Here is an 11,883-nt window from a genome sequence, read left to right on the forward strand (position 1 = left end):
TCGTGCGGGAGGGTGAGCGTCCCGACGGCGTCCATGTGCTCCTCGAAGGCATGGCCTGCCGGTGCAAGCTGCGGGCCAACGGAACCCGGCAGATCCTCGCCTATTTGGTCCCGGGTGATTTCTGCATCTCGATACCGGCCTGCTCGACCGCCGGGACCACGCGATCACGAGCCTTTCGGCCTGCCGCTTCACGCGCATGGGTTTCGCGCCCCTCGGGAACCTCGTCCGGGAGCAGGCCACGCTGGTCACGACCCTGCGTCGGGCGAACCTCGTGGACGACGCGATCCTGCGCGAGTGGATCGTGAATCTCGGCTCCCGCTCGGCCATTGAGCGGATCGCACATCTGTTTCTCGAATTGCTGATGCGCCTGCGGGCCGTCGGACTGGCGCGGGGCGACGGCTACGATCTTCCGGTGTCCCAGCTCGATCTGGCGGATGCGACCGGCCTCGCGAGCGTGCACGTCAATCGCACGCTTCAGGATCTGAAGCGCCAGGGGTTGATCGAGCTGCGCTCGCGCATCCTGACGATCCGGAACGTCCAGCGGCTGACGAGCCTGGCCGGCTTCGATCCCCGTTACCTGTCGCTGGATCCCATGACGTCCCGCTAGGGCGCATGCCGGTCGGCGACCCGGGTCAAGGATCTCTCGCCAAACGGGCCCCGAAACGCCTTACGCGATCGGACGGGCGACCGGGTGAGCCGCGCGGATCTCCTCGGGAAGCGCCTGAAAGTCGATGTAACCGGCTTCGCGCGCCATCGCATCGAGAGCGGATACTTCGTCGAGCGCGCTGCCGGTCCAGAGAACGGCGCCATTCGACTGCTGACGGACCTCGAAGATGCTCATGGTTCGTTAACCCTCGACCGGAAAAGGTCTACGATTGTCCTAACGTGACGGCAGGCAAAATGTTGCCGATCCTCGCACCGAGCGGGGTCGATGTCCCGGCGACGCGGACGTCGCCCGAGAGGTGTGCCATGAATTTGCCGGTCTCGCCCCGCAAGCCCGTACTTCCCACCCGCGTCGAGTGCCCTGCCATGCGCCCCCCTCGGCCCGTGCCGTTCGGACACCGGTTTCGTTTCGCCCTCGCGGTGCTGGCCGGCGCCGCGTCGCTCGCCCCCGTCGCCCGCGCCGCGGAGCCGGCGGCGGTTCCCGATCCGGCCGCCGTCGCACCCGCCGTGACGGTGGCATCGGCCGTCGCCCGCGAGATCGTGGAGTTCGCTGTCGTGACCGGCACGCTGGTGCCCCGCGACGAGATCCTGGTGGCGCCCGAGATCGAGGGCCTTCGCATCACCGACCTGCTGGTGGAGGAGGGCGCCGGAGTCGCCCGGGGCCAGCCCCTGGCGCGGCTCTCCCTCGAGATGATCGTGACCCAGGAGGCGGCCAACGCCGCCGGCATCGCCAAGGCTCAGGCCGCGATCATCCAGGCCCGGAGCCAGATCGTGCAGGCCGAGGCGGCCCAGGTCGAGGCGAACCTTGCTCTGGAGCGCACGCGCAGCCTGATCCGCACCGGCAATGCCACGGCCGTGACCCTGGAGCAGCGCGTCTCCGCCGCCCAGGGCAACGAGGGCCGGCTCGCGGCCGCCCGGGGCGGACTTCAGCTGGCCGAGGCCGATCTGGCCACCGCGCGGGCCCAGGGCGCCGAGATCGCGTTGCGGCGTGCCCGAACCGAGATCCGCGCCCCCGAGGCGGGGATCGTCAGCCGGCGCACCGCCCGGGTGGGGGCCACCGCGACCGCCGCCGGGGAGCCGATGTTCCGCCTGATCGCCCGGGGCGAGATCGAACTCGAGGGCGAGGTGCCGGAGGTATGGATGCCGCGGCTCCACGTCGGTGATCCGGCCCGCCTGGACTGGGACGAGGGGCGGACCCTGAAGGGGCGGGTGCGGCGCATCGATCCGGAGATCGATCGTACGACGCGCCTCGGACGCATCCGCATCGGCCTCGATCCCGATCCGAGCCTGCGCATCGGCGCCTTCGCCCGTGGCAAGGTCGAGGTCGCACGCCGCACCGGCGTCGCGGTGCCGCTCTCGGCGGTGCTCTACGGCGCCGATGGCGGCGCGAGCGTCTTCATCGTCGCCGGCGACCGCGTCGAGGCCCGCCGGATCGTGCCCGGCCTCGCCGCCGACGGCGTCCTGGAGGTCCGCTCCGGCGTGAAGGCGGGCGAGGTGGTGGTGGCCCGTGCCAGCAGCTTCCTGCGCGACGGCGATCGCGTCCGGCCCGTGGTTCCACCCATCAAGGCGGCCGATGCCGCCTCCCGCTGATCGGACGATCCCATGCGCCTGAACATCTCGGCCTGGGCGATCCGCAAGCCGATCCCCTCCCTCGTCCTCTTCCTGGTGCTGGTGGTCCTCGGACTGGTCAGCTTCCGCGCGCTGCCGATCACGCGCTTTCCGAACATCGACATCCCCATCGTCTCCGTCCAGGTGCTGCAATCCGGGGCCGCGCCCTCGGAGCTGCAGACCCAGGTGACCAAGGTCGTCGAGGATGCGGTGGCGGGGGTGAAGGGCGTCAAGCACGTCATCTCGACGATCTCCGAGGGCGTCTCCAGCACCACGATCGAATTTCGCCTGGAGGTGAACAGCGACCGGGCGGTCAACGACGTCAAGGATGCCATCTCGAAAGTGCGGGTGAACCTGCCCCGCACCATCGAGGAGCCGATCATCAACCGCGTCGAGATCGCGGGCCTGCCGATCATGATCTACGGCGCCTCGGCGCCGGCGATGACGCCGGAAGACCTGTCATGGCTCATCGACGACGTCATCGCCCGGCAGGTGCAGAGCGTGAAGGGCGTCGGGGGCGTCGAGCGCCTCGGCGGCGTCGCCCGCGAGGTCCGCGTGACCCTCAAGCCCGACCGCCTGCTGGCGCTGGGGATCACGGCCGCGGACGTGAACCGGCAGCTGCGCCTGACCGCCGCCGACATGGCGGGCGGGCGCGGCGAACTCGGCGGGCAGGAGCAGTCCATCCGGACCCTGGCCGGGGCGGCCAGCCTCGACACCCTGGCGGAAACCTCGATCGTCGTCCCCGGCGGGCGCAAGGTCCGCCTCGACGAACTCGCCACCCTGGTGGACGGCTCGGAGGAGCCGCGCACCTTCGCGCGCTTCAACGGCGAGCCCGTGGTGGCCTTCGCGATCTCGCGCTCCACCGGTGCCAGCGACGCGGAGGTCGCCGTCGGCGTCGCCAAGCGCATCGCCGAACTCGGCACCCGCCATCCCGGTGTGCGCTTCGACCTGATCGACACCTCGGTCACCAACACGGTGGGCAATTACCACTCGGCGATGCTGTCCCTCGTGGAGGGGGCCGCCCTGGCGGTCGTCGTGGTCTTCCTGTTCCTGCGGGACTGGCGTGCCACCCTGATCGCCTCGATCGCCCTGCCGCTCTCGGTGCTGCCGACCTTCTGGGTGATGAGCAGCCTCGGCTTCTCCCTGAACGCCGTCAGCCTGCTCGCCATCACGCTGGTCACCGGCATCCTCGTCGACGACGCCATCGTGGAGATCGAGAACATCGTCCGGCACATGCGCATGGGGAAATCCCCCTACCGCGCCGCCCTGGAGGCCGCCGACGAGATCGGCCTCGCCGTCATCGCCATCACGGCGACGATCATGGCGATCTTCGCCCCCGTCTCCTTCATGAGCGGCATCGCCGGGCAGTACTTCAAGCAGTTCGGGCTCACCATCGCGGCGGCGGTGTTCATGTCGCTCCTGGTGGCCCGCCTGATCACGCCCCTGCTCGCCGCCTATTTCCTGCGCGATCACGGCCCCGATCACACCCGCGAGGGCCCGGTGATGCGAGGCTACACCCGCGTGGTCGCCTGGTCGGTGCGCCACAAGTTCATCACCCTGGTGCTCGGGCTCGCCTGCTTCGCCGGGTCGATCCTGTCCACCGGGCTGCTGCCGGCGGGCTTTCTCCCCGCGGAGGACGCCGCCCGCACCATCTTCGTGGTGGAACTGCCGCCGGGGGCTCGCCTCGCCGACACCACGCAGGTGACGGACGCCCTCGTGGAGCGCATCCGCGCCCTGCCGGAGGTGCGCAGCGTCTTCGTCGACGGCGGCCGGCAGCTGCCCGGGAAGAAGGAAGTCCGGCTCGCGACCTTCACCATCAATCTCACGCCGAAGAACACCCGCCATCGCACCCAGAAGCAGGTGGACATCGCCATCCGGGCGATCCTACACGACGTGCCCGACATCCGATTCTGGGCCCTGCGCGAGGGCGGCCAGCGCGACGTGACCCTGATCGTGTCCGGCCCCGACAAGGCGGTGGTGGCGGAGACGGCGGCCAAGCTCCAGCGCGAGGCCGCGGGCGTACCCCACTTGGTCAACGTGCTCTCGACGGCCCCCTTGGACCGCACCGAGATCCGCATCCGCCCGAAGGCCGGGGTCGCGGCCGATCTCGGCGTCACGACCGACCTCATCGCCGAGACCGTGCGGGTCGGCACGATCGGCGACATCGGCGCGAATCTGGCCAAGTTCAACACCATCGACCGCCAGGTGCCGATCCGGGTGCAGCTGCCGGAGCGCCTGCGCGGCGACCTCTCGCAGCTCGAAACGCTGAAGGTCCCGGTCAAGGGCGGCGCGGCCGTGCCGCTCTCTACCGTGGCCGATCTCAGCCTCGGGCGCGGCCCCACAGCCATCGACCGCTACGACCGGGCCATCCGGGTCGCCCTGGAGGCGGACATGGAGGGCTCGGACGCCCTCGGCGCCCTGATCGGCGCCGTCCTCGCCCTGCCCACCGCCAAGGACCTCCCGCCCGGCGTCACCATTCGCCAGACGGGCGACGCCGAGGTGATGGGCGAGGTCTTCGAGGGCTTCGCCCTCGCCATGGGCGCCGGCCTAATGATGGTGTTCGGCGTGCTGGTGCTGCTGTTCGGGAACTTTCTGCAGCCGCTGACCATCCTGTTCTCGCTGCCGCTCTCCATCGGCGGCGCGATCCTCGGCCTCCTGATCTTCAACAAGCCGATCTCGATGCCGGTGGTGATCGGCATCCTGATGCTGATGGGCGTCGTGACCAAGAACGCCATCATGCTGGTGGATTTCGCCGTCGAGCAGATGGCCCGCGGCGTCGACCGTGCCACCGCGATCATCGATGCCGGCCGCAAGCGCGCCCGGCCGATCGTGATGACCACCATCGCCATGGCGGCCGGCATGGTGCCCTCCGCCATGGCGCTGGGCATCGGCGGCGAGTTCCGCGCGCCCATGGCGATCGCGGTCATCGGTGGCCTGATCGTCTCCACGGGCCTGTCGCTGGTCTTCGTGCCGGCGATCTTCGTCCTGGTGGACGACCTGTCGCGCCTCTTCGTGCGGGTCTTCGGCCGCTTCGTCGGACGCGTGGACGAGCCGACGGAGGGCGCGTTCGCGCGGCCGCCGACCCATTCGGCCAACGACCCGAAGCCGATCCTGCCGCCGCGCATCGCGGCCGAATAGGCCGGCAGCAGGGGGGCCAAACGAAAAGGCCCGGACCTTTCGGTCCGGGCCTTTTCGTCGGCGGTCCTGGGCTCGCGCGCGCTCAGCCCTCGCTGCGGGCGGCCAGGCGGCTCGCGGCGAAGCAGAGGCCGCCAGCGACGATGAAGAGCACCACGAAGGTCTTCACGGTGGCGTAGAACAGCGCCGGCTCGATGCCCGCATCCGTGTAGAGCACGGCGCAGATGGCGGTGATCGGCAGGAGCAGGAGGATCAGGAGGGGGGTCAGCGGGCTGTTCATGGGCGGGTCTCTCAACCTCTGTCGGACCCGGTTCACCGGTCCCTGTGGCGTTTGCTGCGCCTCTCATAGCATCGCCCCGCACCCGGCGCCAAGCTGGATCGGCCACGCTTTCCTGCGGTCGATGAGCCCGGATCAGGCCGGGATCCGCACCGTGGCGCGCAGGCCCCCGAGCGGGCTGTCATGTAGGCTGACGTCGCCGCCATGGGCCCGGGCGATGTCGCGGGCGATGGAGAGCCCGAGGCCGGAGCCGCCCGCATCCTGGCGCGCATCGTCGAGGCGCACGAAGGGCTTGAACACCTCCTCGCGCCGATCGGGCGGGATGCCCGGGCCGTCGTCGTCGATGGAGACCAGGAAGGCCCTCGCCTCGCGCCGCCCCGTGATCGCGACGGTCTCGCCGTAGCGGGCCGCGTTGGCCGCGAGGTTGAACAGGCAGCGCCGCATGGCATCCGGCCGCAGGGTCAGCCGCGGATGGTCCTCGAGGTCCACCGCCTCCACATGGGCGCCGAGGCGCTCGACGTCGGTGCGCAGGTCCTCCAGAAGCGCGCGCATGTCGGTGGGCACCGCCACCTCGCCCGAATCGCCCCGGGCGAAGGCGAGGTAGGCCTCCAGCATGCGGCTCATCTCGTCGACGTCGCGCTGCAGGTCCTCGACCTCGGGGGTCTGCTCGACCAGGGCGAGGGAGAGCTTGAACCGCGTGATGATGGTGCGCAGGTCGTGGCTGACCCCGTTGAGCATCGTCGTGCGCTGCTCCATCGCCCGCTCGATGCGCCGCTTCATCTCGATGAAGGCGTGGCCGGCCTGGCGCACCTCGCGGGCCCCGCGGGGCCGGAACTCGATCTCACGGCCCTTGCCGAAGCTCTCGGCGACGGCGGCCAGCCGCAGGATCGGCTTGATCTGGTTGCGCAGGAACAGGATCGCGACGCCGAGCAGCACCAGGGACGAGCCGCTCATCCACAGGAGGAAGATGTGCGAATTCGAGGCGTAGGCCATGCTGCGCCGGGCGGTGACGCGCATCACGCCGTCGGGAATTGCGACCCGGATCTCGATGAGGCTGGAGCGGCCCACGGTGTCGATCCAGTAGGGCCGGCGGATCTGGCGCCGGATCTCCTCGGACAGGGCCTCGTCCAGGATCGAGAAGAAGGGCCGCGGCCCCGCCGGGGGGAGCTTGGCCCCCTTCAGGATGTCGACGTCGAGGTTGAGCCGGTCGTTGGCGATCCGGGTGAGGGTCTCGGAATCCTTGTCCTGCGGGTAGCTCTCGTAGATGTCGATCAGCGCGGCGACGTCGGCGGTGACGGCGGAGGAAAGGCGGCGCGTCACGAGCTGCCAGTGGCGCTCCATGAAGGTGTAGGCGATCACCGACTGGAGCAGCACCACCGGCGCGATGATGATGATGAGCGATCGGGCATAGAGGCCCTTGGGCAGCAGGTCACCGATGGCGCGGCTGACGATCCGCCACATCCGCCGTGGCCGGGGCAGGGCAGCGAGGCGGGTCGCCGTGCGCTGGAGCAGGCCGGTGCCGGCCATGGGCTCAGTCGACCGCGAGGCGGTAACCCACGCCCCGCACCGTCTGCAGGAACAGGGGATTGGCCGGATCGACCTCGGTCTTCCGGCGCAGGCGGTTGATCTGCACGTCGATGCTGCGCTCGGCGGCGAGGCCGCCGCTTCCGGCCAGGGCCTCCCGTTCCACGTTGCCGCCGGCGGCCTGGGCCAGGAGGGTGAGGATCTCGCGCTCGCGCTCGGTGATCCGGATCAGCTCGTCCGCGCGGCGCAATTCGCCCCGGTCGATCCGGTAGGCGAAGGGTCCGAAGGTCACGGTGTCGTGGCTCTGGGCACGGCCGCCGGCCTCGTTGCGCCGCTTGATGATGTTCGACAGGCGCAGGATCAGCTCGCGCGGCTCGAAGGGCTTGGGCAGATAGTCGTCGGCGCCGATCTCCAGACCCATGACCCGGTCGTTGGGATTCGAGCGCGCGGTCAGCATCAGGATCGGCACGCGCGAGGTCTGGCGGACTTCCCGGGCATAATCGAAACCGCTCTCGCCGGGCATCATCACATCGAGCACCAGGGCATCGAAGACGAAGCACTGCGCCTTGGTGCGGGCCTCGGGCACGTTCCCGGCCGCGGTGACGCGGAAGCCCTGCTCGTAGAGAAAACGCGACAGCAGTTCCCGTACCCGGCGATCGTCGTCGACCACCAGGACGTGCGGCGCATGGTCGGGAAGATCGGCGGTCGGGCGCGCCCCGGGCGTGGCCATCAGGCGGCCTTGCCGGCGCGCCGGGACATCAGGCGCTGCACGGCCGCGCGCGCGTCGGGTTCGATCATGCCGAAGAGGAAGCTCTCGGCGGAGAGGGGAGCCTCGCCGCCGCGCTCCGATGCCGCGAGGGCGCGCGCCACCCGCCGGCTCTGGACCCGCATGAGGTCGCCGGCGAGGTCCGCCCCGGCCGCGGTGCAGAACAGCAGCCGCTGGCGCCGGTCGCTGGTGCCGGTTTTCTGCGCGATGTAGCCCTGCTCGATCAAATCCTTCAGCACCCGATTCAGGCTCTGCTTGGTGATGCGCAGGATATCCAGGAGTTCGGCGATCGTAAGACCCGGATAGCGGTCGACGAAGTGCAGCACCCGGTGATGGGCCCGGCCGAAGCCGTACTGGGCCAGGATGCGGTCGGGGTCGCCGACGAAATCCCGGTAGGCAAAGAACAGAAGCTCGATGAGATCATCGCCGGAACCGGAGGACGGCAGCGGCGCGTCGGCGTCGGCATCTCGCATCGCGTGGGCAGTCACGTCTCGGGCGACCTCGATGTACGTCAGCGTTGTTGACATGTTCCAGCCCGGACGCGACCCGTCAAGCCTGGGATCGGAGGACGCGTGACGGCACGCCGAGTCCCGTTCCCCCAATGAGAACAGCCGATCGCGAGAACCGCCTACGTATCCGAACCGCGCGAACCCGTGAGACAGATGACCACGGGACGACAGGCCTTATCGGGCGCAGGCGCAGGAACCCGCCGTTGAGCCTCGCGTTCACTAGAACATTTCGTGAACCAGAGGATCCGAACATGGCCGGCACCCAGGCGAACAAGACCCAGGCATCCAAGTCCGACTCATCGAAGTCCGGCACGTCCAAGTCTGACGCTTCGAAAGCTCACGAGAACCCCAAGACCGATCCGAAGGATGTCTCGAACCAGATCAAGGATCCGAGCGAGTGGACCACCGGCGGCGAGCCGATGACCGGCGCGCAAGCGTCCTACCTCAAGACCTTGTCCGAAGAGGCGAAGGACCCGGACGCGTTCGACCCCGATCTCGACAAGGCCGAGGCATCCCAGCGGATCGATGCCCTGCGCAAGGAATCTGGCAAGGCCTGACCGTCGCCGCGGGGCCGGCCGGCTCGATCCGATGGCCTGGACGGGTCGGGCAAGCGTGAAAGACGGACCGGGGGCCGACGCGCCCGGCCCGTCGCATCGGCTCAAGTCCGGACTTCGACGATCCGTTTAAGTCCTCCGCAAGGAAGGTCGCGTAACGTTTCCCACGATTGACGTCCGCGAAAGATTCCCTGGGGCCATGACCGAACTGGATTGCGAACAGGCCAGGGGTCGGCGGAGATTTCCGGCGCGGCACGATCTGCAGATCCTGGCCCGCCGCTTCCTCGAAGACAGGTCCGGATCGACGGCCCTCGAGTACGGCTTGATCATGGCCATGGTCTTTCTGGCGATCGTGACCGCGATGCGGTACTTCGCCGACCAGACGACCGCGATGTACAACTATATCGGCGCTGCCCTCAACCGGTCATCCTGAGTCCGAGCCTGTTTCGTCGCCGTGCATCCGCGTGACCATTCGGCGGATGTGACCCAGTCTCGGACGCGTTCGGTCCGCGACCGCTCCGCAGTCCGAACGATCCCCGGCGCTGCCTCCACGTAGAACACCGGGCCGGAAGCCGGCGGTCCCCGGGACGCCGTCCGCCCCCGCTTCGCGAAACAGGACGGCGGACGCGCGCCGCGACGCCGCCCACGCTTCGGCTGAACGGCGAGCCCCACCGGGCCCGTTTCGTCGCGGCGGCAATGACGACCTTTCGCTCCTTCCCGGCGCCGACGCAGCGACCGGCCCTCGCGCATCGATCGCGCAAACGGGTGGCACCCCGGCGCCATTGTCATGGTCAGCCTTCGGACGTCGATTGCGGTCACCCTGGCGCCGGATGATCGTTCACGTTCACGTCAATAATCCGGATATACCAGATATTCGCTAGGCTTCATCGGAACTCGCCGTCACGGAGGCCGGTTACGGCGGGACTTGATTTGAGCGGATGGGAGTCCCGGTGACACTCGGCGTCGACAGGCATGAACTCCAGCAGATCGTGGCCGGACTGAGCGAGGGCGTGATCCTGGTCGAGCCCGACCAGACCATCGCCTACGCCAATGCGGCGGCGCTGGCCATGCATGGGGCCGAGAGCCTTGAGGAACTCGGCGGAACGGTGGATGCCTACCGCGAGCGCTTCGCCCTGCGCTACCGCAACAACCATGCCCTCAACCAGTATCCGATGGAGCGCGTCGTCTCGGGCGAGCGTTTCCACGACGTCATCGTCGAGGTCACGCGCACCGACCGACCCGATGCCGACTTCGTCCACTCGCTGCGCAGCCTGGTTGCGACCGACCGCGAGGGCCAGCCGAGCTGCCTCGCCCTTATCCTCAAGGACGTCTCCGACCAGTTCGAGGCCGAGGCGCGCTTCGAGGCGACCTTCAACGCCAATCCCGCGCCCGCCGTGATCTGCCGGCTCGCGGACCTGCGCTTCGTCAAGGTCAACCTCGGCTTCCTGGAGATGACCGGCTTCACCCGCGAGGCCGTCATCGGCCGCAGCGTCTACGAGGTCGACGTCCTGGCCAATGCCCGCAACCGGGACCTGGCGATCGATCGTCTCAACAGCGGCGGCACCATCCCGCAGATGGAAGCTTGCCTCGACCTGCCCGACGGCGGCACCCGCTTCGTCATCGTGGCCGGGCAACCGATGGAACTCGGCGACGAGCGCTGCATGCTCTTCACCTTCGCCGACCTCGAACTGCGGCGCAAGGCCGAGACCGCCCTGCGCCAGAGCGAGGAGCGCTTCGCCAAGGCGTTCCGCCTCACCCCCGTGCCAACCCTGCTGGCCCGCGCTGAAGGTCTGGCGATCACCGGCGTGAACGAGGCCTTCAGCCGCGTCTTCGGCTTCGGTTCTGAGACGGTCACCGGCCGCACGCCGGCCGATCTCGACCTTTGGGTCTCAGAGCCGCAGCGCGACCGTTTCGAGACGGCCCTGGCGCGCACCGGCTGCGTGATGGGACTGGAGGTCTGCCTGCGTCATGAGGACGGGAGTAACCTTGATTGCCTGGTCTCGGCCGAGCGGGTCGAGATCGGCGCGGAGGCCTTCGTCCTCCTGGTGCTGCAGGACATCACTGAGCGCAAGCGGAGCGAGCGTGAGCTGTTCGAGGCGATCGAGGCGGTGATGGCCGACACCTCTTGGTTCAGCCGCGGACTGATCGAGAAGCTGGCCCACCTGCGCCAGCCCGGCGCGGGCCATCAGGATGCGGTCTCGCCCAACATGACGGTGCGCGAGCGCCAGATCCTGGACCTGATCTGCGCCGGGCTCTCGGACGAGGTCATCGCCAAACGACTGAACCTGTCCAAGAACACCGTGCGCAACCACGCGGCGGCCCTCTACCGGAAGCTCGACGTGCACAAGCGTTCCGAGGCCATCGTCTGGGGCCGTAACAACGGCTTCCCGACAGCGTCGTCCGGGTAAAAAAACCTGGATTACCGGTACATTTTCACTATTGAAGCGGCAGTTCAAGGGGCCATCTCACGAACCAGGGACGACGGGGCGAGGGTTCCACCGCCGAACTTCACCGTCCGCCGGATCGGTGCCCATCCAGCCGGGAGCTTCGACATGACCGCTCCCAGATCGCCAGCCTGCGCTCTGCCGGAGCCCGACGCCCACCGGCGCTGGGTCAGGGCGACCGGCGGCGAACGGATCGGCGAACGGCAGATCGGGAGGGGGAACCCTACCCGAACCGACACCAGGCCGGGATCGGACCGGCGTCAGCCTCCGCGAGATCGGAGACGGCGTTCTTCGCCGCTCTCTCCGTCAACACGCCCACAACGCCGCGCCACGAAGCGCGCACAGCAAGGACAACCATCATGGTCGACACGGATCGCATCACGGGCGCCGCCAAGGAGCTCGG

General features: G+C 69.0%; 12 protein-coding genes. 7 read left to right on the forward strand and 5 right to left on the reverse strand.

What is annotated here, in order from left to right; translation table 11 throughout:
* Positions 1-50 precede the first annotated feature (50 nt).
* Positions 51-305: a hypothetical protein gene (locus ASF18_RS24705; protein ID WP_244472670.1), complete on the forward strand. Its 255-nt coding sequence runs from the start codon at positions 51-53 to the stop codon at positions 303-305.
* On the forward strand, positions 197-607 hold the full coding sequence (locus tag ASF18_RS24710) for a Crp/Fnr family transcriptional regulator (RefSeq protein WP_244472665.1): 411 nt from the start codon (positions 197-199) through the stop codon (positions 605-607). Before ASF18_RS24705 ends, ASF18_RS24710 begins: the two co-directional genes overlap by 109 nt.
* Before the next feature lie 60 nt (positions 608-667).
* On the opposite strand, the gene ASF18_RS24255 is transcribed toward ASF18_RS24710, so the two are convergent.
* A complete protein-coding gene (locus tag ASF18_RS24255) occupies positions 668-841 on the reverse strand; it encodes a hypothetical protein (protein WP_181259671.1) in 174 nt (57 codons plus the stop codon).
* Positions 842-1,029: 188 nt separating this feature from the next.
* Here ASF18_RS24255 and ASF18_RS11185 point away from each other — a divergent pair, with 188 nt between their 5' ends.
* Together ASF18_RS11185 and ASF18_RS11190 are read left to right on the forward strand one after the other, a co-directional pair.
* The gene (locus ASF18_RS11185) at positions 1,030-2,253 is read left to right on the forward strand and encodes an efflux RND transporter periplasmic adaptor subunit (protein WP_056351599.1); all 1,224 of its coding nucleotides are present in this window, start codon (positions 1,030-1,032) and stop codon (positions 2,251-2,253) included.
* A gap of 12 nt (positions 2,254-2,265) precedes the next feature.
* Positions 2,266-5,409 (forward strand): efflux RND transporter permease subunit, encoded by a 3,144-nt coding sequence (locus tag ASF18_RS11190; protein WP_056351601.1) that lies wholly within the window; start codon positions 2,266-2,268, stop codon positions 5,407-5,409.
* Between the two features lie 82 nt (positions 5,410-5,491).
* Here the strand turns inward: ASF18_RS11190 and ASF18_RS11195 are convergent, their stop codons facing one another.
* From ASF18_RS11195 to ASF18_RS11210, 4 genes are all read right to left on the reverse strand, one after another.
* The gene (locus ASF18_RS11195) at positions 5,492-5,686 is read right to left on the reverse strand and encodes a hypothetical protein (protein ID WP_056213650.1); all 195 of its coding nucleotides are present in this window, start codon (positions 5,684-5,686) and stop codon (positions 5,492-5,494) included.
* A 132-nt stretch (positions 5,687-5,818) separates the two neighbouring features.
* Positions 5,819-7,210, reverse strand: a complete 1,392-nt coding sequence (locus ASF18_RS11200) for an ATP-binding protein (RefSeq protein ID WP_056351604.1) — start codon at positions 7,208-7,210, stop codon at positions 5,819-5,821.
* Between the two features lie 4 nt (positions 7,211-7,214).
* A complete protein-coding gene (locus tag ASF18_RS11205) occupies positions 7,215-7,937 on the reverse strand; it encodes a response regulator (RefSeq protein WP_056213646.1) in 723 nt (240 codons plus the stop codon).
* Positions 7,937-8,446, reverse strand: a complete 510-nt coding sequence (locus ASF18_RS11210; RefSeq protein ID WP_056213644.1) for a MarR family transcriptional regulator — start codon at positions 8,444-8,446, stop codon at positions 7,937-7,939. Before ASF18_RS11210 ends, ASF18_RS11205 begins: the two co-directional genes overlap by 1 nt.
* Before the next feature lie 287 nt (positions 8,447-8,733).
* Here ASF18_RS11210 and ASF18_RS11215 point away from each other — a divergent pair, with 287 nt between their 5' ends.
* The 3 genes from ASF18_RS11215 to ASF18_RS11225 all read left to right on the forward strand — a co-directional run bounded on the left by ASF18_RS11215 (position 8,734) and on the right by ASF18_RS11225 (position 11,444).
* Complete coding sequence (locus ASF18_RS11215; RefSeq protein ID WP_056351607.1) at positions 8,734-9,039, forward strand: DUF3072 domain-containing protein; 306 nt, start codon at positions 8,734-8,736, stop codon at positions 9,037-9,039.
* 196 nt (positions 9,040-9,235) lie between these two features.
* The gene (locus ASF18_RS11220; RefSeq protein ID WP_056274668.1) at positions 9,236-9,469 is read left to right on the forward strand and encodes a Flp family type IVb pilin; all 234 of its coding nucleotides are present in this window, start codon (positions 9,236-9,238) and stop codon (positions 9,467-9,469) included.
* A gap of 517 nt (positions 9,470-9,986) precedes the next feature.
* Positions 9,987-11,444 carry a PAS domain S-box protein gene (locus ASF18_RS11225; RefSeq protein WP_056271926.1) on the forward strand — a complete coding sequence of 486 codons (1,458 nt, stop codon included), beginning with the start codon at positions 9,987-9,989 and terminating at the stop codon, positions 11,442-11,444.
* Positions 11,445-11,883 lie beyond the last annotated feature (439 nt).

Source organism: Methylobacterium sp. Leaf89 (assembly GCF_001422215.1).
In the GTDB taxonomy this organism is placed as follows: Bacteria; Pseudomonadota; Alphaproteobacteria; order Rhizobiales; family Beijerinckiaceae; genus Methylobacterium.

Coding starts and splice junctions, on each gene's coding strand:
- ASF18_RS11185 (WP_056351599.1), top strand. CDS start 1,030: ATGCGCCCCCCTCGGCCCGTGCCGTTCGGACACCGGTTTCGTTTCGCC.
- ASF18_RS11205 (WP_056213646.1), bottom strand. CDS start 7,937: ATGGCCACGCCCGGGGCGCGCCCGACCGCCGATCTTCCCGACCATGCG.
- ASF18_RS11210 (WP_056213644.1), bottom strand. CDS start 8,446: ATGCGAGATGCCGACGCCGACGCGCCGCTGCCGTCCTCCGGTTCCGGC.
- ASF18_RS24705 (WP_244472670.1), top strand. CDS start 51: ATGGCCTGCCGGTGCAAGCTGCGGGCCAACGGAACCCGGCAGATCCTC.
- ASF18_RS24255 (WP_181259671.1), bottom strand. CDS start 841: ATGAGCATCTTCGAGGTCCGTCAGCAGTCGAATGGCGCCGTTCTCTGG.
- ASF18_RS11215 (WP_056351607.1), top strand. CDS start 8,734: ATGGCCGGCACCCAGGCGAACAAGACCCAGGCATCCAAGTCCGACTCA.
- ASF18_RS11195 (WP_056213650.1), bottom strand. CDS start 5,686: ATGAACAGCCCGCTGACCCCCCTCCTGATCCTCCTGCTCCTGCCGATC.
- ASF18_RS24710 (WP_244472665.1), top strand. CDS start 197: ATGGGTTTCGCGCCCCTCGGGAACCTCGTCCGGGAGCAGGCCACGCTG.
- ASF18_RS11200 (WP_056351604.1), bottom strand. CDS start 7,210: ATGGCCGGCACCGGCCTGCTCCAGCGCACGGCGACCCGCCTCGCTGCC.
- ASF18_RS11220 (WP_056274668.1), top strand. CDS start 9,236: ATGACCGAACTGGATTGCGAACAGGCCAGGGGTCGGCGGAGATTTCCG.
- ASF18_RS11190 (WP_056351601.1), top strand. CDS start 2,266: ATGCGCCTGAACATCTCGGCCTGGGCGATCCGCAAGCCGATCCCCTCC.